This is a genomic window from Streptococcus infantarius subsp. infantarius ATCC BAA-102 (assembly GCF_000154985.1).
In the GTDB taxonomy this organism is placed as follows: domain Bacteria; phylum Bacillota; class Bacilli; order Lactobacillales; family Streptococcaceae; genus Streptococcus; species Streptococcus infantarius.
Genome location: NZ_DS572686.1, coordinates 14,284 through 40,048, shown reverse-complemented (window position 1 = coordinate 40,048; position 25,765 = coordinate 14,284). Strand labels below are relative to the sequence as shown.

At 35.8% G+C, this 25,765-nt stretch carries 26 protein-coding genes and 3 pseudogenes; 9 read left to right on the top strand and 20 right to left on the bottom strand.

Annotated features, from left to right (window positions below; translation table 11 throughout):
- Positions 1 to 592: 592 nt before the first annotated feature.
- The 4 genes from STRINF_RS02260 to STRINF_RS02250 all read right to left on the bottom strand — a co-directional run bounded on the left by STRINF_RS02260 (position 593) and on the right by STRINF_RS02250 (position 5,449).
- Positions 593 to 1,153 carry a hypothetical protein gene (locus STRINF_RS02260; RefSeq protein WP_006531385.1) on the bottom strand — a complete coding sequence of 187 codons (561 nt, stop codon included), beginning with the start codon at positions 1,151 to 1,153 and terminating at the stop codon, positions 593 to 595.
- A 241-nt stretch (positions 1,154 to 1,394) separates the two neighbouring features.
- Positions 1,395 to 4,424, bottom strand: coding sequence for a DEAD/DEAH box helicase (locus STRINF_RS02255; RefSeq protein WP_043878293.1), 3,030 nt, complete (start codon positions 4,422 to 4,424; stop codon positions 1,395 to 1,397).
- 106 nt (positions 4,425 to 4,530) lie between these two features.
- Positions 4,531 to 4,665, bottom strand: coding sequence for a hypothetical protein (locus tag STRINF_RS10725; protein ID WP_006531383.1), 135 nt, complete (start codon positions 4,663 to 4,665; stop codon positions 4,531 to 4,533).
- 265 nt (positions 4,666 to 4,930) lie between these two features.
- Entirely contained in the window at positions 4,931 to 5,449 is a 519-nt protein-coding gene (locus tag STRINF_RS02250; RefSeq protein ID WP_006531381.1) for a hypothetical protein, read from the bottom strand.
- 152 nt (positions 5,450 to 5,601) lie between these two features.
- Here STRINF_RS02250 and STRINF_RS02245 point away from each other — a divergent pair, with 152 nt between their 5' ends.
- The 6 genes from STRINF_RS02245 (at position 5,602) to STRINF_RS02220 (ending at position 10,145) form a co-directional block, all read left to right on the top strand.
- Positions 5,602 to 5,865: a hypothetical protein gene (locus tag STRINF_RS02245; RefSeq protein ID WP_006531380.1), complete on the top strand. Its 264-nt coding sequence runs from the start codon at positions 5,602 to 5,604 to the stop codon at positions 5,863 to 5,865.
- A 33-nt stretch (positions 5,866 to 5,898) separates the two neighbouring features.
- On the top strand, positions 5,899 to 6,285 hold the full coding sequence (locus STRINF_RS02240; RefSeq protein WP_006531379.1) for a hypothetical protein: 387 nt from the start codon (positions 5,899 to 5,901) through the stop codon (positions 6,283 to 6,285).
- Between the two features lie 214 nt (positions 6,286 to 6,499).
- Positions 6,500 to 7,621 carry an FtsK/SpoIIIE domain-containing protein gene (locus STRINF_RS02235; protein ID WP_231158956.1) on the top strand — a complete coding sequence of 374 codons (1,122 nt, stop codon included), beginning with the start codon at positions 6,500 to 6,502 and terminating at the stop codon, positions 7,619 to 7,621.
- A 49-nt stretch (positions 7,622 to 7,670) separates the two neighbouring features.
- Positions 7,671 to 8,786 (top strand): replication initiation factor domain-containing protein, encoded by a 1,116-nt coding sequence (locus STRINF_RS02230; RefSeq protein WP_006531377.1) that lies wholly within the window; start codon positions 7,671 to 7,673, stop codon positions 8,784 to 8,786.
- 26 nt (positions 8,787 to 8,812) lie between these two features.
- Positions 8,813 to 9,010: a helix-turn-helix domain-containing protein gene (locus tag STRINF_RS10275; protein WP_006531376.1), complete on the top strand. Its 198-nt coding sequence runs from the start codon at positions 8,813 to 8,815 to the stop codon at positions 9,008 to 9,010.
- Positions 9,011 to 9,104: 94 nt separating this feature from the next.
- A complete protein-coding gene (locus tag STRINF_RS02220) occupies positions 9,105 to 10,145 on the top strand; it encodes a site-specific integrase (protein ID WP_043878291.1) in 1,041 nt (346 codons plus the stop codon).
- Positions 10,146 to 10,429: 284 nt separating this feature from the next.
- On the opposite strand, the gene STRINF_RS02215 is transcribed toward STRINF_RS02220, so the two are convergent.
- The 16 genes and pseudogenes from STRINF_RS02215 to STRINF_RS09765 form a co-directional block, all read right to left on the bottom strand.
- Positions 10,430 to 10,714 carry a hypothetical protein gene (locus tag STRINF_RS02215; protein ID WP_223903599.1) on the bottom strand — a complete coding sequence of 95 codons (285 nt, stop codon included), beginning with the start codon at positions 10,712 to 10,714 and terminating at the stop codon, positions 10,430 to 10,432.
- 66 nt (positions 10,715 to 10,780) lie between these two features.
- The gene (locus tag STRINF_RS10720; protein ID WP_006531373.1) at positions 10,781 to 10,915 is read right to left on the bottom strand and encodes a hypothetical protein; all 135 of its coding nucleotides are present in this window, start codon (positions 10,913 to 10,915) and stop codon (positions 10,781 to 10,783) included.
- Positions 10,916 to 10,960: 45 nt separating this feature from the next.
- A complete protein-coding gene (cadX, locus tag STRINF_RS02210) occupies positions 10,961 to 11,299 on the bottom strand; it encodes a Cd(II)/Zn(II)-sensing metalloregulatory transcriptional regulator CadX (protein ID WP_006531372.1) in 339 nt (112 codons plus the stop codon).
- Positions 11,300 to 11,310: 11 nt separating this feature from the next.
- Entirely contained in the window at positions 11,311 to 11,925 is a 615-nt protein-coding gene (locus STRINF_RS02205) for a CadD family cadmium resistance transporter (RefSeq protein ID WP_006531371.1), read from the bottom strand.
- 706 nt (positions 11,926 to 12,631) lie between these two features.
- On the bottom strand, positions 12,632 to 14,806 hold the full coding sequence (locus tag STRINF_RS02200) for a heavy metal translocating P-type ATPase (protein WP_006531370.1): 2,175 nt from the start codon (positions 14,804 to 14,806) through the stop codon (positions 12,632 to 12,634).
- Between the two features lie 19 nt (positions 14,807 to 14,825).
- Positions 14,826 to 15,275 carry a CopY/TcrY family copper transport repressor gene (locus tag STRINF_RS02195; protein WP_043878289.1) on the bottom strand — a complete coding sequence of 150 codons (450 nt, stop codon included), beginning with the start codon at positions 15,273 to 15,275 and terminating at the stop codon, positions 14,826 to 14,828.
- Positions 15,276 to 15,591: 316 nt separating this feature from the next.
- Complete coding sequence (locus STRINF_RS02190; RefSeq protein WP_223903598.1) at positions 15,592 to 16,479, bottom strand: HNH endonuclease family protein; 888 nt, start codon at positions 16,477 to 16,479, stop codon at positions 15,592 to 15,594.
- Between the two features lie 52 nt (positions 16,480 to 16,531).
- Positions 16,532 to 17,258 (bottom strand): annotated as a pseudogene (locus STRINF_RS02185) (aldo/keto reductase); the annotation flags it as partial.
- 207 nt (positions 17,259 to 17,465) lie between these two features.
- A complete protein-coding gene (locus STRINF_RS02180; RefSeq protein WP_006531365.1) occupies positions 17,466 to 18,068 on the bottom strand; it encodes a nitroreductase family protein in 603 nt (200 codons plus the stop codon).
- 137 nt (positions 18,069 to 18,205) lie between these two features.
- Positions 18,206 to 19,060, bottom strand: a complete 855-nt coding sequence (locus STRINF_RS02175; RefSeq protein ID WP_006531364.1) for a VOC family protein — start codon at positions 19,058 to 19,060, stop codon at positions 18,206 to 18,208.
- A 129-nt stretch (positions 19,061 to 19,189) separates the two neighbouring features.
- Entirely contained in the window at positions 19,190 to 19,639 is a 450-nt protein-coding gene (locus STRINF_RS02170) for an Rrf2 family transcriptional regulator (RefSeq protein ID WP_006531363.1), read from the bottom strand.
- A 203-nt stretch (positions 19,640 to 19,842) separates the two neighbouring features.
- Positions 19,843 to 20,682 carry an alpha/beta hydrolase gene (locus tag STRINF_RS02165; RefSeq protein ID WP_006531362.1) on the bottom strand — a complete coding sequence of 280 codons (840 nt, stop codon included), beginning with the start codon at positions 20,680 to 20,682 and terminating at the stop codon, positions 19,843 to 19,845.
- Positions 20,669 to 21,961: a PTS transporter subunit EIIC gene (locus tag STRINF_RS02160; RefSeq protein ID WP_006531361.1), complete on the bottom strand. Its 1,293-nt coding sequence runs from the start codon at positions 21,959 to 21,961 to the stop codon at positions 20,669 to 20,671. The genes STRINF_RS02165 and STRINF_RS02160 overlap by 14 nt, the downstream gene beginning before the upstream one ends.
- Positions 21,962 to 22,148: 187 nt before the next feature.
- Positions 22,149 to 22,781 carry a nitroreductase family protein gene (locus tag STRINF_RS02155; RefSeq protein WP_043878288.1) on the bottom strand — a complete coding sequence of 211 codons (633 nt, stop codon included), beginning with the start codon at positions 22,779 to 22,781 and terminating at the stop codon, positions 22,149 to 22,151.
- Positions 22,782 to 22,873: 92 nt separating this feature from the next.
- Positions 22,874 to 23,558 (bottom strand): annotated as a pseudogene (locus STRINF_RS02150) (DUF1275 family protein).
- A gap of 97 nt (positions 23,559 to 23,655) precedes the next feature.
- A pseudogene (locus STRINF_RS09765) lies at positions 23,656 to 23,838 on the bottom strand (aldo/keto reductase); the annotation flags it as partial.
- Positions 23,839 to 23,841: 3 nt separating this feature from the next.
- Between STRINF_RS09765 and STRINF_RS02145 the strand changes: the two are divergent.
- Genes STRINF_RS02145 through STRINF_RS02135 form a run of 3 tightly spaced genes read left to right on the top strand, consistent with a single transcriptional unit; the run spans position 23,842 to position 25,729 of the window.
- Positions 23,842 to 24,384 (top strand): hypothetical protein, encoded by a 543-nt coding sequence (locus tag STRINF_RS02145; protein ID WP_006531356.1) that lies wholly within the window; start codon positions 23,842 to 23,844, stop codon positions 24,382 to 24,384.
- On the top strand, positions 24,371 to 24,598 hold the full coding sequence (locus tag STRINF_RS02140) for a hypothetical protein (protein ID WP_006531355.1): 228 nt from the start codon (positions 24,371 to 24,373) through the stop codon (positions 24,596 to 24,598). Before STRINF_RS02145 ends, STRINF_RS02140 begins: the two co-directional genes overlap by 14 nt.
- 18 nt (positions 24,599 to 24,616) lie before the next feature.
- A complete protein-coding gene (locus STRINF_RS02135; RefSeq protein ID WP_006531354.1) occupies positions 24,617 to 25,729 on the top strand; it encodes a phage tail tip lysozyme in 1,113 nt (370 codons plus the stop codon).
- Positions 25,730 to 25,765: the final 36 nt, after the last annotated feature.

The window sequence follows — 25,765 nt, the reverse complement described above, 5'->3', positions numbered from 1 at the left end:
TCTTTGACGCTTTGTCAAGAAGTTTTTTGAACTTTTTTCAAAGCCTTTTGAAATGTCTGCTGCTTCAAACAACAGCTTATTTAGTATACTAAACTTCATTTCCTCTGTCAACAGCTTTTTTACTTTTTTGATTTATTCGATCAGACGCTCTCACAGGCTCTATTTTAAGCATCAAATCACCTTCTATCACTTTCCCCTTTTATAGGACAGTAAGACTCTTTGAGGCATTTTAAAAGGCACATAACTGCATTCTGAGTTTCTTCTCTAAATTTCTACTCCAATAAATTTTTCAAAAAAACAAAAAAAGAACACTCTTTGGAGTGTTCTTCTGTACAAATCTGTAAAACGAATTAACGTTTTGAGAAATACGAACGCATTTTCTACGTATAAGCAAACCATCTAAATCCTTTCATATCAATAATTAATCAAATTATAAATTGATATAAAGGTATGAACGTGTATAAAAATTGATACGACTTGAACCAATTTGAACCATCATTATAATAGAGGCTAGTTGAATACATTTCTTTTTACTTTTCTATTGTTGATACGTAAATAATTCGCATTTTAAATAAACATATTAATTTTGAATCTAAAAGCTTTTTTTCGCAACCTTATCATTAAGTAATTGTATGAGATATGGTTTTATAGAATTCAAAATGATAGCTCTTATTTTTTTTAACTGATTTTCAGATGGCTCGCCTCTCATATTAAACATTTTTAGCATAAATTCGTAATCTTTATCTCCATTATATTTATTGTACTGATTAGGGGGGAATGCACCTTGGTCAAACATATACTTTAATAATTTTCTTGAGAAGTATTTAGAATCCAATGTGATAAATGCATTTGCTTTAACAGCATGAAATAATTTAAACAATTTTTCGTTAACTAATGTAAGTTCATTTAAATCTTCACGCTCAAATTTCTTAATGCAAGAACTTCCAATAGGGAATAACGTGTTTTGATTATTGATATTCTTAATTGTAAATAAATATCTAATATTTTCTTTGCCACATATACAAGAAGATTCATGGTTTTCATCTTCAATAACATCATCAATTTCCCATTCTAATACAGCAGTATTCCATGATTTATTTACCGATTTTTCAATGACTGTGTTAATTAAATTTTTTACATAAATTGAACTCATATTACCCTCCTCTTATTTATTCTTTTTTTGATCGATAAGTATTAATTGTGTATAAGCTACATAGAATTCAAATAATGTTTGAGGTCTTCATTCATATATTGATTAGCGTACTATTTTAATGTCATTGATTTTAGAAATACACATACATCTTGATTAGCTCGGCACCTTTGCATCCTTTAGCTTCAGAGCTTACCAGATATGCGAGTGCTTTCTAACACAGTAATACAAACAACCATTCTATCTAATTACTAAAATAACATGTTAGACGTAAGCCATAAGTCTCTTTTAAATAAGTATCCGTTGCCAGAATAATTTGCTTCATTGAATCTGTGATTTCTAATATCGAGACTCCTGGCTGAACAATTGATATTTCAAATTCTGTTTCAAAACCAGACTTTATCATCTTCTTTAACATATACAGGGTTTGTAAGTCCCCCTTCTCAAATCTAGTTTCATCATAGTTTTTCTTTCTCATATTTTCTCGTACAATCATTCGTTGAACAATTTCTAAGACATTATCATTCCACATAATTGATTTTTCAGCTTGACCACATACTTCATATAGGTCAGAAACACGAGCACCAGGATTTTCTCCATGTGAGTATTTACAATGATACAGATGAAATACGACTTTTCGATGTTCCTCATTAATTTTGATTGAAACAACATCCGCTATTTCTCCCGATCCATCATCGTCAAAAATAATATCTGATGTCTGATCTACAATATTATGTATCGTAGCGTATTGAATTGAATCAGCCTTTCTTTCTTTTCCTTGAGATTCAGATTTAATATTGACTCCAAGTCCATTCCAATCGATGGCAAAAAGGGATTCTGCCGGCAAATCGATGCTACTTTTTGGTTTGATAACTGTTTTTAAATTTTCTTGAACTACAATAATAGTTCCATCACTTTGTATAAACGATACTTCCGGTGAATATTCGTACAGATAGTCAGTCATCTTAACAGATTTATTACCTGTCTTCACTATTAGCTCTTCACCTTCGATTTGCTTGAAACCATATGATGTCTCATTAATAATCTGCTCGAAGACAAATTTTCGTTCATTTATCCAAAATTCAAAACGAAGATTTCCATTAAATAAAACGGGATTCTTTAAATCCGTTTGAAAGAATGGAAATGCCTTTTGTTCTTTAGAAATATACAACTGCTTCGTTGAAGAATTGGTGATTTCAATTATTTCTGGTAACAATATTTTATAAGGAACACCTTCTGGGAATTCCTTAATAATTTCTAAGGCGAGCGAATTATCTAATATATTATTCGTATCAATAGTTTCGTCTAATACTTTTTTTCCAATGTTCTGACACCATTCCGTCCAAAAGTTTATCCGTTCTACCCAACGCATCCAAACTTTCCCTTTATACGAACAACCAATACTAATACGTCCTCCACCTTGATAGCCATAACCGAATAAATTAGATTTAGTCGAACCAGATACAACAGCCTCACTAATTCCAGACTTAATATCAGTACCAGCAAACATTCTAAAGCTAATCCTTCCGCTAGGTTTTTGCTTTAATCCCAACGTTCCAATCATTAATCGATTAATTCCATCTAAACTTCGATATATCGAATCTCCCTTAATTGCTGATGCTTCTGGAAAAATACTATCCACAAGTCGGTTTCCCTTTCCAGTATCAGTTTCGTTTATATGAATGATTCCATTATCTTTATCAAAAAATAACACAAAAAAATCATAATCGTATTGCACTATATCCTTTTGATCTGACCAGACTACATTTGTTTCAATTTCCTCAATAAAAATATAAACGGAATCTTCTTCATTTATGAATGGTATAGTTTTATCTTGATCCAAAACCTCTTTCCATCCATTTATGAAAGCTTTTTTTGAAGAAGACCGAAACATTCTAGTACTTATTTTCATCTTTAGTTGAGATAAATCTATCTCCTTCGCATGACCTTTTTCAAACTTGCCAATGAATTCACTAAGTTCAACTTCTTTATTGATAGCTTGATTTGAATGGATATTAAGAAGTTGATTCCAATCAGAATTTTGATGATATAACTCTTCAATCGCTTCCTTCAAATCGTCCATTGCCACATTCGTAATTAGCTTTGCATTTCCCAACTTATTGCCACTTGTTCGAGCGAATCGTCCAATGAATTGAAGTGTAATCGGAAGCGACCTATATTTATCATGAATTGCTGCAATTTTCAGTGTTGGAATATCAATACCTTCACCAAACATGTCTACACAAACCACAATTTTTGCTTTCCCACTTTTAACTTGCTGCAAGTTTTCTTTTCTTTGGGTAGGGCGAATACCAGTATGAATAACAACTGGATTATACTTTTTATATTGAGAGTAAATTTTTTCATACAATTCATCAGCTCGTTTTCGGCTATTTGCTCTCGCTAAAAGTACGTGCTCATATCCTTTCTTCAAATCATCATCTAATTGTTTGATGGCAATTTTCGCAATTTCATTGTCAGACTTTCGCTCATCAAATTCTTGAATTGGATAAAAATCGATAGGTTTGAAGTACCCGGCTTTTTGTGCCAATGCCAACCCATAATTAAAAATTATCTTACCATCAATTTTTTTCCCATCATTTCTAAATGGAGTTGCAGTAAATTGTAGAATTTTTTTCCCTATAAATCTTTCTCTCACTGTTCCCCAATCGGGAGCAGCAAGATGATGCGCTTCGTCGAATATTACAACCTCCACTTTTTCAAGAAGTTTATCCCAAACTGAAGAGGTCATATTTTTAATCATCCCTGGAGTTGAAACAATTATATTAGCCTCCTCAAGGGCATCAATCAGAATACTTTCATCCTCTTCTTTTACTTTTGACTTATAAAGAAAAGTCGTTGGATAAATAATTTCATCTGATGTCATTTTTAATTTTGGAAGTATACCAAAATACCTCGCTCCCTCAAAAATTTGTTCCCTCAATAGATTAGACGGTACAATGATAAGCGTTGAAGTAATTCTCTCAGAAATAATTGTGGTATACATTGTTTCAGACTTGCCTGTTCCAGTAGGTAAGACAATGGTTGCTGGAGAATTTGATGTTGCCCAATGTGCACGAATTGCAGATAATGCTCCAAATTGAGGCAAGCGTAAGCCAATCTCATCTTCATTTCGAGAAACCCTTTCATAATATGACTCTTTCCAACTATTAACAATTTGTTCTCGGTTGAAGATTTTTCCTTCAGCATCCACACATCGACTTAATTTGTTATCGCGTCCGATTGTCGAAATTATATTTTTATACTTTCCCAAATGATCCCTTCTTTCTCTAATAGAATTACACAGCCCGTTTAGTTAATAATATTGCAACATATAAAAAATGTATTTTATACGAAAATAAAGTTACTCTTTAATTAGGTTACTCAATCGCACGACTGTTATTTTTGTAATCTGAACGGTGAACCCAATTTTTCAACAAATCATTCGCAATTATTACTTCCAATAAATCCTCATTGTAGCTGTACAAGTCTTGAAGCAATTCCTTTTTATTCAACTGACCTTCAAGCTAGTATCGGTCATCAAATTGCTCGAGAACCTCGCGTATTTTTTCGTTAATCTTCATTTTCACTATGAGATTCCTCCAACAATTTTAAAATTCTATCTAATTTTTCATTTACCTGTACAGTTTGTTTTAAATGATAAACTTCTTTACTTACCAATTGTTTAGAATGAGAATTAATATCATCAGTAATATTTCTGCTAATTCGATTCAATTCATTTGCCCGCTCTTCAACACCTCGTTGTACGGCAATATAATATTATTTGGTATCTTCTAATTTTTTGTTTCGATTCACCAAAAACTTATTCTGACCAGCGAGACCGTAATATTTTTCAACAATCACTTTTCCTACAATTTCTAATGTTTCATCGACAATATTATCAATATCATTTTCATCTATATTCTTGTTTTGATAGCTTTTTAAAAAACCAGACAGAAATAGCGAAATATCATCTCGCCACTTATTATTTACAAAGAAATCAATTGGTTCTTCTTCCGCTTTCTTAAAAGTATCACTTAATGCAAATGACCGAATCGCTTCGACTGCTGCATGATTATATAGTTTTTTAGGTCTTCCTCTACCGCCGGTCTTTTCTTCCTTATATTGTGGTTTCCCTAAAAAGCCAATTTCCTTATCGAAATCAACAGTATCTATTTGCCTCGAAAAATCTGTTCTCGATATTTCTTTTCCATTTTCGGATAACTCTTCTATAGCTTCATCTATGGTGTACCATCTCTGCTTTAACTCTTCAATAGCACTTATTTGCCAGTCATGCATTAAAATCCACCTCACTAAAAAAATATGGATATTCTATCAACCATTATATCATTTATATCCATTATTTCTTAAAAATAACTTGCTTCATAATTGAGATAGAAAGTTAATTGCGCAATACTTTCACAATTAATATAGAGAGGAGGAACAAGCTTATGTTTGTTGAAGGCTATCACTTGTCTTCCATGAAATGGTCATATCCAGATATATACAGTATCGATTATTTCTTAGAAGATTTCAAAAGCGAATTAACCGCAAGCAATGTCGGGAACAATCTTAAACTTCTTGGAGATTACAGAGACGATTTAAGAGAAGATGTTGTTACTCTTACTTTTGGAAATTGCGAGTTGAAAGTTCAAGGAATGGATGAAGTAGTTGCTACAATTCGAGGGCTTGAATATGTATTAGAAAGACTATAAAAAAATTAAACTAATAGAAAGAGGTTTTGCACTATGCCGATCGCAAATGCATGGGTATTCACAGAAACTAAATTCAAAGCAGACGAGTTTTTAACAAACACAGGAAATATGTATAGGTTGGTTTCACAACGACCATACGCAAGTAAAAAAGAACCGGATGAAATAGGCGTTACTTTAACGTTATCAATTACTAAAGATAATACCGATTATGGGTCCGACAAGAAAACTGGATTAAAGCGAGATAATAACATTTTAAATACGTTTGATGTAACCATCTTGAACGGTAAAGAGCACATCCCTATTCAAAAGGGCGAATATGTACGTTTAATCGATTTCATTCAAGAAAAATCTTTTATTATAGGTTTTGACTTGATTCTTCGATTTAAAGACGTGGAAAAAATCAATGTTCAAACAAAGTAAATTAAGAACACAAAGACAACAAAACGGGATTTTCCTATATAGCACATGCTTTATGCTCACTGTGATAGTCCTTTTTGTGAATTTTATCAACTCCCAACTAAAGCTGGGAGTTGCTTTTACAAAACACGTTAACAAGTTATTTATCGGATTTCTAATAGTAATATTTTCGTTCCAAATAATCATATGGATAATTCGCAACAAGGCTTATAAAGGCATGAAGCACGCTATATATCATTATCTTACCGTACTGAAACTAAGAAAGGCGTTCCTAGATGCTAATTACTTCAACAAAAGATTTTACTTCAATACCGAAATAGCAGACCTACCTAAAATTAAATTGCAGTTTAGCACCAACCTTTCAAAAGCTACAACGTACATTGAAAACATAAATATTAACAAAGACATTGGCGATGTAAATATCTCTTTTGCGCTAAATAATTTCATTGTAAACCGAGCATATTTATCGAACAATGAAAATTATTATGTCTTTGAAATTTACGATAGTAACATTGACCAGCAACTTAAATTTAATGACCTTTGCGACCTAAAAAGCCATATTTCCCAAGTAGATGATTACACTTTGGTTATTGATAAGTCTATATCAATTTCTTTATACGGGACTTTACTTGTGGGACAAACAGGCTCGGGCAAAACGTATGCGCTCTACTCGCTAATTCTTCAAATGCTAGCTAAAAATGTACAATACAATATTTATTTTGCCGACCCCAAAAACTCAAGCCTCGCTGTTCTTGGCGAAAGAATTTCATCGGAAAGTACCGCTACTAGTATAGAAGATATTATTAAGCTACTACGAAGTTTCAATGAAATGATGGAAGTTAGAAAAGTAGAAATTAAAGATAAACTGAACACGAAATTAGAAGCAACATATGCTGACTTTCAATATGAACCCTATATTTTTATATTTGATGAATTCGCTAGTTTCCAAACTGTTTTACAGACAATGGAAAAGAAAAAGCGTGATGAAGTAATGATGCTGCTGTCACAGGTTGTTTTACAAGGTAGACAATTAGGATTTTTCTTATGGATTGTCATGCAAAAATCGGACGCTACCTTATTACCAACTAATTTACGTGAAAACCTTCCCGTAAAGTTCGTGCTTGGTAATGCTGAAAAGCAAACTTATACAACGGCATTTGGTACTGGAGTAGATGTATCGGAGAAGAATTTTGCATTGGGTCAAGGTGTCTTTACTTGCCCAATCTTAGCTAACACACCGAAGATTTGTCACTTTAGTTATTTAGGTTTTGACATATTAGAAGCTGTGACCCACTTAAAAAAACGGGGGTTTTGTAAAAACCCCCGTTCTACCAGATAAAAAGGTCGTTACTTACGTTGATATATCAACGTTTCTAGACTAAAAAGGAGTGATTCACTTGTTAGATGTTCAAGTCGATGAGTTTACAATAGTTCTACAATCAACAAAGAGACCTTCTTTTGTCGAAGGTTGGGAAGATACAGCAATTAACATCATTAAAGAATTTGTTGAATTATCAGAGCTAGAAGTAGTATTAGGTAATTTGAAAGAAGCGACATATTCATTACCACAAGGTTATTCGAACGGTTTCATTTTTGAAGAAGCGCCGTACTATTTTGCAATTGCTTATCATGCTGACTTTATACAGATGGGTGTTTGTATAAAATTTTCTGCATACGCATGGATGGAATATAGAAAGCAATATGAATCATTATTTTCTACTCCGATACAGATTCATCAGTTTTTGACGAACATCAATACTAGTACATTGTATACATCAAGATTATCTAGAATTGATATTGCAATCGACTTTATCAATGAGAAAGTCAATGTAAATACGATTTATAATCAACTTTCAAAAAAGAATCAAATCGCTAGAACGGCTATAGGGAGAAAAAATAATTCAACTTTGTCAGCCATCACAAAAAACAATATTACATCAACCTTTTATCTAGGTTCTAAGGGTAAAAATATTAAAGGTTTTTTAAGGGTCTATGATAAGAAAAAAGAACAAATTGAAACGATGGGTATTCGTTATGATGAGGCTATCCATTATAACGACTGGGTACGCTTTGAAGCGGTCTATAGGGGTTCTTACGCCCATGATTTATCGGACAAGCTACAAACTATAAATAATGATGTAGAACTAAAAGACTTACTTGTTTCGGCTTTAACTGATCGCTATCAATTTTATTATGCTAAATCAAATAGACTAACGACTTACACCAAAAAAATGCTTGATTTGCTTCATCAAAGAAGTTTTATGTTTAGCTCTCCTTCACCACGGATGAACTTGTTAGAACAATCACAGAAGCATATTTTAAATGGTTCTGGTCTGTTTTCATACTTGTTCAAAGTTTGGCGTATTTGGGGAGATGAAGGGCTCAAGAAGTGTTTAGCATTTCTTCATACTGAATTTGAAAACTATGAGCCTAATGATGACGTTTTAGCTTGGTTAAAAAAATATTCACCATTATATACAAAACAAGGTTATCCGTTTAAATAAGAAATTCACAAGGAGATGATGTATTCATGAGCATTGATATGACTTCACAGGGCTTCCCATACCTTTTAACTAGGGAACAAGCAGCTCGTTTTCTAGGTGTAGACCCAAAGTCATTTGATAAATATATACGACCCCATCAAGGGCTTGGACGTTTCATGATTGGTCGGCATGAACGATATACAATGAAAGCTTTAATACAATTTATTGAAAAATACTCGGTTTAATTTATTGACAGTTGATACGGTGCTCGGTTCGGAATACAATACAGTTGTATTCAACTAGCATCTATCAACTATTTTTATGAAGGGAATTGATAGCATGGCTAGTATTATTAAAAGAGGAAAATCATATCGAGCGCAAGTTTCCTTATACAAACAAGGGACTCATAAAAAGCTTACGAAAACTTTTTCAACAAAGAAAGAAGCACAACTTTGGGCATTGGAAATGGAATTAGCGAAAGGAGAAGGTAAAGAACTTGCCCACAGAACAACAACCTTTGCGGACTTCTTCGAAAATTGGATTTATCTTGTGAAAGTAAATGACGTGAAAGAAACGACTTTTCAAAATTATGTTCGCACTTTAGGGGTTATTAGAAAATTATTTCAGGACATCCAATTAAAAGATTTAAATGATATTGTCGTTCAAAAGAAAATTGATGAATATGCGAAAACACATTCACGAAAAACAACACATGAAGTTCTTCTTAAAGTAAAAACATCCTTACGTGATGCTTATGCTCGGGGTTATATTGCTAATGACTTCGCACGATTAGTAAAAAAACGTGGAGAAAACCCACCTAAGCGAAACAGGGCATTATCTATCACTGACTTTAAAAAGCTCCGTAATTACGTTTTAAAGCATCCAGAAGACGAATATAACCTACTTGTATTACTCGCATTAGAAACTGGTATGCGACGAGGAGAGCTGTTAGCTATTCGTCCTGAAAGCCTATTTGAATACGGAATAAGAGTTCGGCATTCGATTAGCCCTACTTCTGACGATACTTCATTAAAAACACAAAATGCAAAACGTGATGTTTCTATAAATAAAGAAGTGTATGAGCTTATTCGTAAAATTCCCGTTAAAGAGAATGGTTATATTTTTGGCTTTAGCGGGTTTAAACAATCAGAACTATTAGCCGAATTATTAACGAAATTAAACATTAAAAAAACAACTTTCCATGGCTTAAGAGATACGCACGCATCATTTTTATTTTCACAAGATATAGATATTGCATATGTATCAAAGCGGTTAGCTCATATCAATATTCAAACAACGCAAAATTATTATCTAGAATTAATGCCAGAAAAAAAGCACCAGCAAGATGCTGATGCTTTAAATCTGTTAAGTTCTTTATGATGTTCAAGCTGATTTGAACCAACTTGAACCAAAAAAACTTTGTAAACGTTGATACAATAAGGAATTGATTAACGTTTTGAGAATTGTGAAGCTTTACGAACTTTTTTAAGACCTGGTTTGGAAAGTATGAATTTCAGTTGGACTAAAAACAGCGTAATATCAAGGATTTTCTGAACAATATCTACTTTTAAATTTCATAAAATCTGAATCAATATTTTTAAAATAGGGGAATAGTTTAGGTATCTAAGCATTAAAATAATACACCTAACTTTGGTCACCGTTTTTTAGTTATTCACTCTTTTTTCGGATAGTGTTTTTAAAGTTATGATGTAAAATGCCGCAATTAAAACACTATACATCATAATCGGAGGATAGAGAATTACGGATAGAATCAATCCCACTCCTTTAATTATTAGGTCAGGTATCAATAACTTCCTATATTGTGCGGTAGCTTTAAGTAATTCTTTCTGATCTATATTGGGTTTATCAATTACTTTATGTAAAAACCAGTTTGCTACCGTTGAAACAATAACGATCAGTCCATAAAAGAGCTGTGCCGTATGATTCATGAAATGACTACTAACTATTCCAGTAGCATAGGGCATAAATGAAACAAAAAAAAGATATAAATCCTTTCAAATTCCTCCCTTTTCAACTTGGCTAACTTGACCTGTATTACCTAGGTCGCTTTGCTTTAAATTATACTTTTTTCTTAAACATTTGATACGAGTAGGTATTTCTTGTGAGTAATTTTCATCAAAAAATTTCATAGATAAGTCCTATACATAATCATGGTAAAGTAGTAAAAATAGTTGTTATCCTAGTTGATTAAAAAAATCTTTGATTTCCTCATCTTTTATAAAATAATATATAACTTTCCCCTCTCTTCTAGTATCCAAGATGTTTTGATTGGCTAGTTTACGAAGATGGTGGGAGGCAGATGCCATACTGAGATTTAGTAAACAGGCTATATCACAGACACAGAGTTCTTCAACAGCAAGGAGATAAAAGATGATATTTATCTGTTTATTATCGGTAAACTTTGATAAAATACGAAGTGATTTTTGGACTTTTTCCTTTTCAAGGTAGTTCGTTGCGGTTGTAACATTTTGTTGATTTATAATATTCACTTGGCAGATACTATCTTTTTTCATAATTTTTTCTCCTAGCCGAACACAGTCCTTAGCATGTCAAAGCTGTTGTTTTCAATCAGGATATACATCCCCAATCCTAAATAGACAACGGCAATAAACCATCTGCTATATTTTTCCAAAGTTTCTCCAACAGAAGGGACTTGTGCTAATTTTTGGGCAGAAAAAACCAAGAGATAAATCATGACTAGAAAAGTAAGTAAAGTCACTATCATATTCGCTAAATTCAAGGTGGTAAAATATGGGACAAAGACACCAATATTGTCAGCGCCACAACTTGCAAAAGTAATCATAGCGACTAGAAAAATCAGGTTTTTATTGTCTTTTCGCAAACCATCTTTTGCAATAGCTTCTCCATCAGAATCTCCTAAAAGCAAAACTTTGAGGCCTAGGAAAATTGGAATCAAACCAAGTAAACCTAAAATCTCTTTACTAGGAATATAATTTAAGACAAATGCAAAAAGCAAACTTAGGAATATTAGACTAACAGAGCCTAGAAATTGTCCTAAATATATGTTAATGATGTCCTTTCTGCTTTTTCTTTTGGCAAAAAATAACATTAGGATAATAAGTAAGTCTACGGCTGTCCCAGAATACAGGATTATTGAAGTAACAATATTTTGAATCATAAAACACCTCATTCAAATTTATTTTTGAATGAATTCTAACATTAAACTTTGTAGATGTCAACTTAAAATCCACCAATTAATAATTGCATGTCAATATTTGTATTGTGAAACTAGTTTCAGAAATATATAGTCTTAAAATATGTCCACTGCCAATGGTTTTTTCAATATTTAAGAGGAGATTTATAATGGTTCATTTCTATAAATTTATAAACGAGTTATATATTTTGTTTAACCAATTATTAACTATTTTTATCAATAATCACTTCATTAATTTGTACTTTTTAATTTTGATTTATTTTTCGTGCATATTTTATATGAATTTAATTCTAATACATTTTAAATAAAAAATACGCAATTTTAATTGGCACTGACCCCCGTAAATGAGAATTAAATAAAAACACCTCCAAGTTGGATTTGGTACAATATAATCAAATGCTCATGGAGGTGTCTTTTTATGGTTAAAAAACGTGTGGAGACGGTGGTATTATTGTCAAGAAAATAGAATAACAAGCTATAAAACTGTCGAAATAGGTGGCTTTTAGGATTTTAAAAGAAATCAATTCTATAATAAATTAAAAATCGTGTTGGTAGAAAAATCGTCTACTTCTACCAACACGATTTTACAAAGAGCCAGTACTTACATCTCTTTTTCTCCTGTAAAACTATTGTATCTTGATACTTTAAGGAGTTTCAATCATTCGATCTGTTAACCGTTATTTTTTGGATCTAAACGTAATAACATAGCATTAATGGCGACGATGACTGTTGACACAGACATTAGGATTGCTCCTAATGTAGGGCTTAATGTGATACCAATAGGAGCCAAAATTCCTGCAGCTAGAGGGATAGCTATAAAGTTATAACCAGCTCCCCAAAATAGGTTTTGTTTCATTTTACGAGTTGTTTTGTGTGCTAATTCAATGAATGATTCAATATCTCCTGGATCGGATTGAGTCAATATGACATCAGCTGAATCCAATGCAACTTGAGTTCCAGCACCTATAGCTATACCAACATCTGCTAAGGCAAGAGAAGGAGCATCATTTACACCATCACCTACCATGATAACTTTCTTTCCTTCATCTTTAAGTGTTTTAACTAACTCATATTTGTCTTGTGGAGATTGATTTGATCTATATTCAATCCCTAAATCTACTGCCGCGCCTTGAGCCGCTTTTTCATTATCACCTGTTGCCATCATTGGTCGAATATTGTTCTTTTTAAGAGCTTTAATTAACTCTTTACTTGTTGGTTTTAATTCGTCCCCTAAAGCTACAGCACCAATAGCATCATCGTTTTCTACTAAGACACTAAGAGTTGCTCCTTTTGGAATATCCATATCAAGATTACGTCCATAGGCTTTTTGACTGATTAATTGGTAACGGTGCCCACCTGCTTTACCCTCTACTCCAGCACCGGAGATCACATCAATCGAATCAAAAGATGCTGGACGTATATTTTGCTGCTCGGCGAAACTTATAATTGATTGAGCAATTGGGTGGCTAGATCCCCCTTCAATACCTGCCAACAAGGCAATGATTTCCTCTTTTGTATATTTGTCATTAAGAAGTTTTACATCTAATACTTTAAATTCACCAGTTGTTAAAGTACCCGTTTTATCTAAAATCATCACATCTGCATCTTGAGCTATTTCTAAGGCTTGGCGGTCTTTTACTAGTAAGCCACGGCTAGCTCCTAAGCTCGTGCTACGGGCGGTTACCAATGGAATAGCCAAACCCAATGCGTGCGGACAAGCAATAACTAATGTAGTAATAGTAAATATAACTGCCGTTGGTATATCTTCTATAACCATCCACACTACAAAGGCAATTAGCGCGACAATAACAGCAATATAGAAGAGCCACCCTGCAACTTTTTGAGCAATATTTTCTGCTCTGGAAGGCTGACTTTGAGCTTGGCTGATTAAATTCTGAACTTGAGAGATGAAGGATTGATCACCTGTCTCATTCACTTTAATATAAAGAACCCCTTCTCCATTTGTTGAGCCCCCGATTACTTCATCGCCAGGGCCTTTTTTAACTGCTTTTGATTCTCCAGTCAAAAGAGCTTCATTTAAACGTGATTTGCCACGCTCGATAATCCCGTCTGCTGGCACATTTTCTCCGGCTTGAACACGAATTAAATCACCTACTTTTAAGTCAGCAACTGGTCGTGTTTCAATTGAATCGTCTTCTAATACAACGTGAGCATCTTTCGGCACTAACTTAGCCAATTCTGCTTGTGCGTCTCCTGCTTCTCCAATAGCTTTCATCTCAATCCAGTGACCTAATAACATGATTAATAGTAATGAAGCAAATTCAAAGAAATAGTCCATCACGTGTTCACCCGTTACGTAGGTAATGATCACAGCATAAATACTGTATAAATATGAAACACTTAAACCTAAAGAAACGAGTGCCATCATTCCAGGTTCTTTTTGTTTAAATTCGTCAACTGCACCTTGATAGAATGGACGTCCACCATAAATAATTAATATAGTAGATAAAATAGCTACTACAATATCAGAATATGGAAAAGTAAACTGGAATGGTAGTTCAAATCCATGCAAAGGGACTAAGAGCATAATAATGATTCCTAGTGGCAATGACTTTAAGAAAAGTTCCTTAAAGCTTCCGTGATGATGGTGGGCATGCCCACTGTGTCCTCTGTGATCATGTCTACTGTGCCCGCTGTGATCATGTCCACTGTGCCCGCTGTGATCATGTCCACTGTGCCCGCAGTGATCATGCCCAGCATGATGTACTTGATGTTGATCCTTATGGTATCCATGTTCATCTGTGATTCCATGCTCGTGTTTTAACTTATCCATGTCGTCATAATCATGGTGATTATGGGACGAATATTTGTTGTCATTATTCATTTTAAATTCCTCCTTATGCTTAATGATGATGTAAATGACATTCGCATTGTCCTTCTGGACAATTGCAATCCACTGCTTCTACTGCGAAAGATTTTTTCATCTCTAATATTTTTTCTAGTCGATCTATATCATCGAAGCTTAAAACATGATCTTCAATGATGCTTCCTATTACATTTCCGACTTTCTTATTGCAAATACGGTTAAAAATATCTTCTGCATAATCCCTTACAGCTTCTGTCTCTTCAATATTGGCAGTGTAAATAAACTTACTACCTTCATGCTCTGTATTTAGTACGCCTTTTCCAACTAATCGACCTAAGATCGTTTTGATAGTGGATTGTGTCCAGTCCATTTCTTCTTGCAATACGGAAATGACTTTTTTACTAGTTACTCGATCATTTGCCCAAACTACACGCATGACTTCCCATTCTGCATCTGTGATATAAGTATTAAATTCTATTGTGCTCAGTCTCCTTCCCCCCTAGTTGTCTACAGATGTAAACGAATATGTTTAAAATAAGTTTACCATTGTAAACGAATTATGGCAAGTCTTTTTATTAAATTCTCACTTTTTGGGGTCAGTCCCTTAAAACATGCTATTTTTATCATTGATAAATATTAATAACTAACTTTCTGAAAAATATAAATTTTTCGGAAAGTTATTAAATGTTGTGGAAGATATCAATAAATAGACGCATCCATAATTGTTAATAAATATATGAGAAAAGCACTTTAGTTGATAGTAACAGAATATGTATTATCAGCTAAAGTGCTTTGTTAAATTTCTATACACTCAAAAATTTTTCTCTTGATTTATTTGTATCTTCCATTTTAAAAATCTTTATAAAATCAAGATAGTCTAAAAATCGTTCTTCCGGTATAAATAGTAATAATTCCTCAGTATTTGCCTCAGATTGGTTCAGGCCCCAATCATTCAGTATTCCAACCAATTCATCAGAAATTCGTATATCGCGTTCTCTAATTTCATCAAGTCCCCAATTGTTGTTACTTTGAGTAAGCTCAAGTAATATACCAACTTTGGACTTCCTATAGCTTTCTTTTTTCTTAGCAAAGTATCCGTTACTTGCGATAATGTTCAGCTTCTTTTCAAAGGGAATCTTATTCCCAATATGTTCAACTAATTCTTTGACTTCAGAATCTGAATTCGTTGGGAAATAACTTGATTGCCATTTTTGAGGAAGGATATGCTCTATCTCCCATTTTTCTGGTAATAACTCTGATTGATGTTGATAAGCTATGATCTTTAATATCATCCTAACTGTATTACGATGCGCAGTTTTAATTTTATCTGACAATTCTTTCTCATCGATTTCGTCGAAATTGAATTTGGGTTGAGCTGAGTTAATTATTTCTGCATTTAAGTTCAATATTCCAGTTTTGACGGCATTAATTGTTGGTGTTATGATGTATTTTGCCGATAAAACTGCTAATAATCTTTTTAAAAAAATAAGAAAATCGTCTTCAAATGTATCTTTGTAATGATAGTGTAAGTAATAGATGACAACAGGATATTTCCAAAACTCATTAGGATAAGAGGTCAGAGCATCCAAAATTTGTTTTATTTCCATATTTTCGGACCATTTTTCATTTTCTAGTGAGACTCTATTATTTATCACTATCCACAAATTTAAAATGGCATTTAAGTTTTGCATTGAATCCTGTGAGTATAGTTTCTCGAAATTATTTTTTGCCAAAAGAAAAAGCAGAAAGGACATGATTAAGGGCTGCAAACTCTTCATTTCCGACAAAATTCCCCTCGAAATAGCCATGCTGGAGGACAGACCAAGCCTGAATCACTGTGTCATTTAAGCGACAATACTCAAAGACACTGCCATCTCGCACGGCTGCTTTAGGACCTTCCATATTAACATGAAAACCAGCCTCAAAGCTCGGTGTAAAGGCGGCACTCAACTGCAACTGGTTGACTTTGAGGGGCTGTTTGACAGCCGTTTTGAGCAATTCCATCATCATAGGATTTTGATTGGACACCCCAAAATGACGGACCTTTCCTGCTTGCTCCAAGTGGTCAAAAGCTGCCGCCACTTCTTCAGGCTCCATGAGGGCATCGGGTCGGTGAAGGAGGAGACTATCTAATCGTTCAATCTGCAGACGCTCAAAGATGCCATCAATGGAGTCCAAAATATAGTCCTTGGAAAAATCAAAATAGGTAAAGCTATCCTTGCGAATACCACACTTGGACTGAATCCACATCCGATTTCGAAGATCCGGACGGCGCTTGAGAACCTTCCCCCAGCAGAACCTCACACTGGCCATCGCCATAGATGTCCGCTAGGTCAAAAGTGTTAATGCCAATCGACAAGGCTGTATCCACCAAGGCCTCCACCTCATCTTCACTCATCTGACTAATCCGCATCATCCCAAGAACAATGGTTGATAAACGCTCATTTTCAGCAAACTCAATATACTTCATGTCCGCCTCCTTTTCTATAGCTCTATTGTAGTGAAAAGGGTTTCAAATCTCAAGTTATAGCTTTCATTTATAATTAATCTACTAACTGGTCTTAGGATACAAAAAATAACAAGATTTTTCAATCCTGCTACTTTTTTGTCATATCAGTTTGATAATATTCAGTCATAGTACAGCCAATCTTCAAACTTACTGCCTGAGTTAAAGTGATTATTTATCGCCAAAAACTTTGAAACGACCTTCTGTTTGGATGTCTTTGTCTCCTGCTGCTGCTACGATTTGACCAAATGGTGCTTGAGCACGGAGTTTCCAGTTGGCTGGAATGTCATATTTTTCAGCCAATTGTGCATCAACAAGTGGGTTGTAGTGTTGTACGTTCATACCGATATTCTTCTCAGCCAAAGCCAACCATGTCGCATAAAGGGCGATTCCATGACCTTGCTCTGACCAAATTGGGAAGTTTTCAGCGTAAAGTGGGAATTGCTCTTGAAGGGCTTTCACTACATCTTGGTCTTCGTAGAAAAGGATTGTTCCCTTAGCTTGAGCAAAACCTGCCAAACGTTCTTTTGTTCCCCCAAAGGCTTCTGATGGTGTTATTTTTTCAAGCTCTGAATAAGCGATTTCATTCCAGAAAGCATCTGATTCTTCATCCAGCAAGATCACCACACGTGATGTTTGTGAGTTGAAGGCTGTAGGGCTGTTAAGGACAGCTCCTTGAATGGTTTCAATCAATTCTTGGTTAGAGAGCTCAAGGTCTTTTCCCAAAGCATAGATTGAACGGCGTTTTGTTTGTAAGTCTGTAAAGTAGGTCATAAGTATTCCCTCTTCCTTTATGATATATGTTAATTGTTAAAATTGTTAAGCTATTTTGTAATAACTTTGATTACAATAACCATTATAGCCGTTTAAAATGTAACGTCAATAGTTACGACTCAAAAAATCACTAATTATTAATATTTTTTTCTTACGCGTGTCAAAATACCATCCTTATCCTCAACTGTTAACTCATTAGAAGATGACCATTCGACCTTGCCTCCACGATTGTTAGCACGCTCTGCTATGCCAACCAAGTTGTCCTTGTTTGCCACTTCAATGACGTAGTAAGCAAGACCAGGCATATCTTTGTCACGTTTGGACAAGGTTTTTCCGCCCCACTCGTTGACCGCAAGGTGATGGTGGTAATCTCCTGAAGCAATCCAACTAGCGCTTGGAATGGTAAACTTATCCACTAGCTCTAAAACATCCTGATAGAAAGTGCTTGCTAGCTGACTATCTTTGACTGATAAATGAATATGCCCCATGAGAGTTTCCTTAGCTATCACAAAAGGCTCAACCTTGCGTCCCATCTCGTAAATTTCTTGAGCTGATAACTCTTCTGTGACACCAACGATGCGACCATCCTCACGAATATCCCATTCAGCAACCGGCTTGTCTCTATAAAGCTCAATACCATTGCCTTCAAGGTCTTCCAAATAAAGGGCTTCACTGTAACCATGGTCAGCTGCACCGACAAATGGATAATCCAGATCAACAATATGTTTGAAAACATCTGCTAAATCTTCGCGAGACGGCAACAAAATCGCCATATGGTAGAGACCATAACTGGACTTGACCGCTTCCTCACGATTGGTCTGAATCAGATGGACCAAGGGCTTGTTTCCAGCTCCTAAAACAACTTCCCTTTCCGTTTTGGTTAGGATTCCAAGTCCAATAATCTGTGTATAAAAGGCCGTCTGACCAGCTAAGTCCTTTACATTGAGTACCACCTCTGCTAAATAAATCTTACTATTGTAGTCATATGTCATATGATTTTCTCCTGTGTTGTAATCATTGACATTATTATACTTGGTTTTATTGTAATGTCAATGATTACAACCTAAAATCAAAAAAGAAACCGAATAACTTTCGATTTCTTATCATTTAAAATCTAAAAATCAAGCTCCAGTTTCTTTCCAGTTAGCCTTAGTATCCTTTAAAATACCAGCCAAAGTTTTCTTTTCGAGTTCTTTTTCCATTGCCATTTGAACGTCTCCTAGGCTCTGATCCAAAATACCATGAATATTACGTCCTACTGGACACGCTGGATTAGGATTGTCATGAAAACTAAAGAGTTGTCCACTTGGACCGATGCTATCCACCGCACGATAAACCTGTAAAAGGTTAATCTCCTCTGGTGCCATGGCTAATGTCGCTCCTCCACTTCCCCTTTGAACAAAAATCAAGTCTGCTTTCTTCAGTTGCGACAAGGTTTTGCGGATAATAACTGGATTGACACCCACACTACTCGCCATTAAATCACTGGTTAGCTTAGTTTCATTTCCCTTATTTTGTGCTATGAGGGTCAAAATATGGACAGCAATGGTAAAGCGACTTGGAATTTGCATATCAAGAACCTCTCGTTAATCTTTTCTTTTCAATCAATTATAACAAAACCAGCGTTGTAAAACAAGTCGTTACAACAACTGAAAGAGTTCCTCTTACACTAAAAAATAGAGCCATCATAAACTCTATCCTTTTGTATTTGAAAATAAGTAACTAGACTAATAATACATAGTATTATAGCCTATTGAGGCTCTAACTTGGTCTTTTACTTCTTGCGAAGACCTTGTCCTTCGATATGTTGTTTGACCAGATCCACTACTTCATCATTGGTTGGTAAATCCGAGTGTTGGGCATCCTCACCTGTAACAGTGATTTCAGTATAACTTTTTGCCTGATTCTGATAGATATATTTCCCAGCGGACACACTAGCATTAGGAACCAGCTCGTCCGAATCATAGGTAATGGTTCCCGCTACCGAATAGACATGCAGGGTAGACGGAATATTCTCTTTAGCAGCTATAAAGTCTGCTAGCATGACCGATTTATTTTTAATATTGGTTTCAGTGAAATTATAGGGCGTTCCGATAGTCATCAAAGAATTTATCTTGACATCGTAGTCGCTAAGATAATTTTCAATAAAAGCCGTATAAATCAAGCCACCATTTGAATGTGCCAACCCTTTAAAATTATTGAAATTGTATTTATTCTGCAAGGCTTCAAAGGCCTGATTCATCATCTTGGCTTGTTTCTTAATATTGCTATAGCCATCGTTATTATTTTCAAATCCGATAACAATAATAGGTTCATTGTCATTTTCTCTGATATTACCCTCAAAGGTAATACGCCCATTGTTCCAAACCTTAACCTTGAGGAGGCTATGCTTGGTACCACGACGGTCTTTATTAAGCTTACGGACTAGGCCATCAAATCTATTTTCCGTAGCGGAGCTCCCTGGAATCATGATAATGGGAGACAATTTTGAATTATAGAAAATCTCTATTTCCTTGGCATTTTTCCTAGTCCAACTATAGGATGGGACGGCTAGACCAATGAGAAAGAGAGCAACAAGGATAAAGACCAACTTAGTTTTTTTATTTAGTTTCAAGGCTTTCTCCTTCCTCTTTTAGACCGTGTTGTACCTTATTAGACAGACGCACAAATGGAATAAAGATAAGAATGTCAACTCCTAAACAGAGGATACTAATAGCTAGAGCTCGTAAGCTACCCCCAGTTCCGATAAAGGCGTAAAGAAGACTTGGTGTGCCATCTGGAACTGGATAAACCGCAGCTGGCATAAGATGGATAGCCAAGGACACCGCAGCAATACCCATATTTACCATAGGTGCCAGTAGGAAAGGAACCAAATAAACTAAATTTAACAAGACTGGTATCCCCACCATAAATGGAGCCCCATAGTTAAAGAGACTAGGAAAGACACTTAGAAGACTCACCTTCTTATCCTTATAACTGGTTGATGCTAAAAGCAGAGCCACCAAGAGGGCTAGCCCTGAGCCAATACCAGCAACCATACCATAACTATGATAAAGGTTTGTTAGCGTATAAAGGTGGGGAAACCCAGTCGTCGTATGATGAGAAACAGCATATCTCAGATTTTCCAAGGCAAAACTATCCTCGGCAATGGAATTTAGGGTAAAAATCTGATTATTCCCAATCCAAGCAGAAAAAGTGTTCAAAAATCCCATCATAAAGATTGACAACAGATGATTATCAGTTACAGTAAAGGTAGAAGTAAACTGCCTAATCGTTTGAAAAACATTAGCTTGATCTCCAATAACAAGAAGAATGTTAAGCCCAATAGCTAAAATGAGTGATAAAAAAATGGGACGAACAGTCTTTGGTTGATAAATATAGTCCTTGTCCACAATCTGATCATCACTAGCTCTTGAAAAGCGAAAAATCTGGCCAACCAGATACCCCACAAATATAGCCAAAATAATGTTGATTGAATCCGGTAAATTGATACGAGCCAAGACACCATCGTCTAGCGGTGACAGCAACAGCTCCTGCGATCCTATAATCAAGCTAACCAAAAGGGATGTCACACCAGCTGTACCAGTACTTCTACCATAGTGACCAGCTGTGTATTTTCCTGCAAAATAGGTTGATAAGGGCCCTGCTAAGCCACCAAGAAAGTTGGAAAGATTAATGAGCACCTGCCCAGTTATCTTAAAGGTCGGTAACCAGTCAGAAACTGAAAACAGCTGATTGATATAGCCCATCTCCGAAAAAACAGATAGTGAAATCACCCGAATAATTCCTGAAAACAGAAAAAATGGAAAGAGCGACACCAAGGTCTTTTGAGTAATCTGGACAAAGCCACGCTCACGAAACCAGAGAAACCTCAGGATCAAATAGTTTATCATGAAAGACTCCTAGAAATTGGCAAAACTAAACTTTAAATGCAACGTTTTCTTACATTATAGCACAAAGAAAGAGGCCTAACCTTAATCCTGGGTTACACCAACTTCTCAATCTTACTTAAAATACTTTGTTATCTTTTAATACAAAAAAAATAAGTCTCCACTTTTGAGACTCATGGCCGATTATTTATTAAGCAAAAGTAGTCACATCAGAGGCGTCCAAACGAACAGACTCAAAGCCTTCTTCATCAGCTTTACCAAGGGCAATAATCAAAATAGGCACATGTCGGTCTTCATCAAGACCAAACGCTTTGGCAAGACCGTCTTTTTTATAGCCACCGATGGCATTTGTATCATATCCATAAGAGCGAGCAACGAGCATTAACTGCATAGCAGCAAGGCTAGAGTCGATATGGACAATTTCATTCATCACTTCGAAAGGAGCATTTTCATACATTGGTACAATGCTTGATAGTTGTTTCTCCTTGACCTCTTCAGGCATTTTTCCTTGGGTAACGGCCTTCCCATAGATTTCTTCTGCTCTCTCTTGGCTCTTCAAATCGGCAAAAATGAGAACCATGGCTGAGGATGTTTCATTTTGTACACCATTGTAGCTGACAAAAGGTTTCAATTTATCTTTACCTTCTTCGCTATCAACGACAACAAAGCGCCAAGGTTGCATGTTCACCGATGATGGTGCCGTAACGGTTTTATCCAAGATTTCCAACATTTCTTCACGTGGAATCTTGACAGAGGTATCAAACTTACGAATGGAACGACGGTTATATACAATATCTGAAAAATCATTACTTACTATAGGCATCTTATGTCTCCTTTTTATCATTAGACAATATTAATATAACCAAGATTATAACATAAGACTATTTTTATCAAAAACAATTACTACAAAAATGCCTAAAGATTGGTTTTCTTGAGTCCCAGACGTTTCACTTCAGATGAATAGTAAACCATGACGGTAAAGAGGCTGAGTGTAATTAGCCAGATTGACTTAATATAAATGAAGCGCATGAGAAGAGCTGATACAACAGCACCAAGCACAAAACTGCCTACGACGAAGCCATAATTGACCGCCTGGCGACGATATTCTTTCTGATACTTGCTACCCTGAATAACATAATAAAGTGCCGTCAGCATCCTTCGATAATTTCCTGAAGTCATAAAAATCATAAAGGGGTGATTTTCAATCTGACTACCGGTAAAAGTCTTCATCATGACACCCACAGAAAATGCAATAATCAGAAGCTCTATTAGAGCATTTGGCCTTAAGAATGGTAAAATAGCAGTCATCACAAAAAGAGGAAGTAGACCATGAACACGCCAGTAAGCATTCTTACGATGATCTTTAAACCACATTCCAAAAAGAAAACCTATGGAAAAGAATAGAGAAACATCGCAATATGTTATGGTACATGCTACTACTACGCCAGTCAGCAACTAACAAGAGAATATTCCCCGTCTGAGTGACAACCAAACTATGGTAATACATATGACAAAAAACATTCCAAAGCTCCCCCAAAAAAAAACTGAGCAAATTGGCCATCATACGTGTATTCTGAGGCAAAAGATTTCGAGACGCCATTACGTAACTCCCATCTATAAATAAAAAAATGATAGTTTTATTATAGCAAATCTAAAGAAACACACTAAAAAGCAACCCTGACGAGTTGCTTTTTCTATTAAAAATTAACTGTGTCAGGATCAACCTGAGTTTTGATTCCTTGAATCTTATCCAAGACTGCCATGTCTTCCTCTGACAAATTAAAGTCAAAGATATCCAAGTTGGCTTCAATATTTTTTGGTGTCACTGACTTAGGTAGTGGCAAGAAACCTTTTTGAAGGCTCCAACGTAGGGTAACTTTGCCATGGCTGGTACTGGTTTTGTGGCTGGAAGTGCTATGAACGCATCTTCTCATATCAAGGAAGTTGGCAACTTCTTTAGACGGTCAAAACCAAATCCTGAACCAGCTGAGGAACCGGACCTTCCAACAGAACAACTGACTGAACAATCTGTTCCAACACCTGACCAACTGCCACCAACATCCTCTGAACCAAATCTTCCAAAACAGGATATTCCAACAGATAAGCCAATCCAGGAGAAAACACCAACTCCTGAAGCTATCCCTACTCAACCAACAACTCCTCCACCACCAGAAATGGAATTCCAGGAACTTAAGGAACAATGGGTATCTCCACGTAAACAACGGAAAATGGAACGCTTGGAAAGAGAACTTAGCGCCTATGATGATGGAGGAGCCATGTATCAAGCGCAAGGATCAAATGCCTTTACCCGAAGCTTCCGTCAAACTCTGACCAGGGACGACAAAATCAAAGCCAATATCGAGCGTAAGAACCGTCTCACTCAAGAACTCAACAGATTGCGAGGTGAACAAAATGGACACTATTAGGATATATACGAGAAGTCAGATTCAACCTGTCCTTGAAAAGTACATTTACCAAGCCTATGAAAATGACCTAAAGGCTATCAAGGTAACTGTCCTTTATACTGTCAATGACCAAGAAGCCAAACGGATTATCGAACTCTGCCGTGCTATTCCAGCCGTCCTAGATGCCAAATGGCTCTTTGGAACAGTTATCTTCAAAGTCTATCTCAAACACTAAAGGAGGTGATAGGGACACATGAAAAAACTATTCAAACTGAGTCTTCTCTCTTCGCTTCTGTTGCCCCTATTACTTGTGATCATTTGTGCAGCTGCGATAGCTGGTGACTCGTCTAACACATCAAGTAATGGTAGTTCAACTGGGACGCGAACGACACTAACAGCTAAAGAGGTGGCTCAAAAAGCCTCAATCACAGAAGAACGGGCAGAGGATGTCATCAAAATCCTCAACTACCAGCTATCCAAAGAAGGCTTTACCTTGGCTGGTTCAACTGGTAGTATAGCCGTTGCAGAACGTGAGTCAGGCTTTGACCCTAAAGCTATCAATACTGGCGGTGGGGTAGCTGGTTACTTCCAATGGTCAGGCTGGTCTAACACCGTCAACGGCGACCGTTGGGCACAGGCTTCAAGCCGAATACTGGATGCTGATGTTGAACTCCAACTCATGTCAACCGAGTTAAACGGTGCCTACAAGAAAGTCAAAACTGAGATGCAAAAAGCTACTGACCCTGGGGATGCAGCTTTGTATTGGTCAGAACATTATGAAGGTGTTGCACTCTCAGACGGTCAGACCAAGGCTGAGAAGCTCCAAACGGATGCTGACAAGTGGTTTAAGGTGTTTGATGGAACAATCACCTCCGACTCCTCTGTTGCTTTCTCAGGCGATACAGGGCTTGCTACTGGAACTCTTACTTCTACCTTTGACTTACCGCCAGAATACCTTGGAAAACTCAAATATGGAGTTCCTAGTGAGAACTCGGTCACAACTCAGGGAAACAATACCTATCCAGCTGGACAATGTACCTGGTATGTTTGCAATCGCCTGATTGAGACAGGCATCTGTACCAACTCAGCTATCTACAATTACAACGGAAATGGTCAAGATTGGGTTGCTAGTCTTGTCTCTCGTGGTTGGAAACAAGTATCAGAGCCTCAAGTTGGCGCCGTCATGTCCGTTCAAGGTGGTTATGGAGGCACCTATGCAGAATACGGTCACGTCGCATTTGTGGAAGCTGTCAACCAAGACGGAACCTTCCTCATCTCAGAGTGTAATGTCGGTGGCGTTCAAAACAAACCACATTACGCTGTTCTCAGCAACCAAAGCTATTACAGCTTTGCGATTGCACAATAAGATTTACGAATTTTTACGATTCTTTATAGTTTTTAC

Excerpts from the sequence above, each read along its gene's own strand:
- STRINF_RS02250 (WP_006531381.1), bottom strand. The coding sequence starts at position 5,449 with ATGCATGACTGGCAAATAAGTGCTATTGAAGAGTTAAAGCAGAGATGG.
- STRINF_RS02180 (WP_006531365.1), bottom strand. The coding sequence starts at position 18,068 with ATGACCTACTTTACAGACTTACAAACAAAACGCCGTTCAATCTATGCT.
- STRINF_RS02220 (WP_043878291.1), top strand. The coding sequence starts at position 9,105 with ATGGCTAGTATTATTAAAAGAGGAAAATCATATCGAGCGCAAGTTTCC.
- STRINF_RS02140 (WP_006531355.1), top strand. The coding sequence starts at position 24,371 with ATGGACACTATTAGGATATATACGAGAAGTCAGATTCAACCTGTCCTT.
- STRINF_RS02190 (WP_223903598.1), bottom strand. The coding sequence starts at position 16,479 with ATGCAAAACTTAAATGCCATTTTAAATTTGTGGATAGTGATAAATAAT.
- STRINF_RS02215 (WP_223903599.1), bottom strand. The coding sequence starts at position 10,714 with ATGAATCATACGGCACAGCTCTTTTATGGACTGATCGTTATTGTTTCA.
- STRINF_RS10275 (WP_006531376.1), top strand. The coding sequence starts at position 8,813 with ATGAGCATTGATATGACTTCACAGGGCTTCCCATACCTTTTAACTAGG.
- STRINF_RS02245 (WP_006531380.1), top strand. The coding sequence starts at position 5,602 with ATGTTTGTTGAAGGCTATCACTTGTCTTCCATGAAATGGTCATATCCA.
- cadX (WP_006531372.1), bottom strand. The coding sequence starts at position 11,299 with ATGAAAAAAGATAGTATCTGCCAAGTGAATATTATAAATCAACAAAAT.
- STRINF_RS02205 (WP_006531371.1), bottom strand. The coding sequence starts at position 11,925 with ATGATTCAAAATATTGTTACTTCAATAATCCTGTATTCTGGGACAGCC.
- STRINF_RS02155 (WP_043878288.1), bottom strand. The coding sequence starts at position 22,781 with ATGCCTATAGTAAGTAATGATTTTTCAGATATTGTATATAACCGTCGT.
- STRINF_RS02260 (WP_006531385.1), bottom strand. The coding sequence starts at position 1,153 with ATGAGTTCAATTTATGTAAAAAATTTAATTAACACAGTCATTGAAAAA.
- STRINF_RS02160 (WP_006531361.1), bottom strand. The coding sequence starts at position 21,961 with ATGATAAACTATTTGATCCTGAGGTTTCTCTGGTTTCGTGAGCGTGGC.
- STRINF_RS02145 (WP_006531356.1), top strand. The coding sequence starts at position 23,842 with ATGGCTGGTACTGGTTTTGTGGCTGGAAGTGCTATGAACGCATCTTCT.
- STRINF_RS02175 (WP_006531364.1), bottom strand. The coding sequence starts at position 19,060 with ATGACATATGACTACAATAGTAAGATTTATTTAGCAGAGGTGGTACTC.
- STRINF_RS02170 (WP_006531363.1), bottom strand. The coding sequence starts at position 19,639 with ATGCAAATTCCAAGTCGCTTTACCATTGCTGTCCATATTTTGACCCTC.
- STRINF_RS02240 (WP_006531379.1), top strand. The coding sequence starts at position 5,899 with ATGCCGATCGCAAATGCATGGGTATTCACAGAAACTAAATTCAAAGCA.
- STRINF_RS10720 (WP_006531373.1), bottom strand. The coding sequence starts at position 10,915 with ATGAAATTTTTTGATGAAAATTACTCACAAGAAATACCTACTCGTATC.
- STRINF_RS02200 (WP_006531370.1), bottom strand. The coding sequence starts at position 14,806 with ATGAATAATGACAACAAATATTCGTCCCATAATCACCATGATTATGAC.
- STRINF_RS02235 (WP_231158956.1), top strand. The coding sequence starts at position 6,500 with ATGAAGCACGCTATATATCATTATCTTACCGTACTGAAACTAAGAAAG.
- STRINF_RS02135 (WP_006531354.1), top strand. The coding sequence starts at position 24,617 with ATGAAAAAACTATTCAAACTGAGTCTTCTCTCTTCGCTTCTGTTGCCC.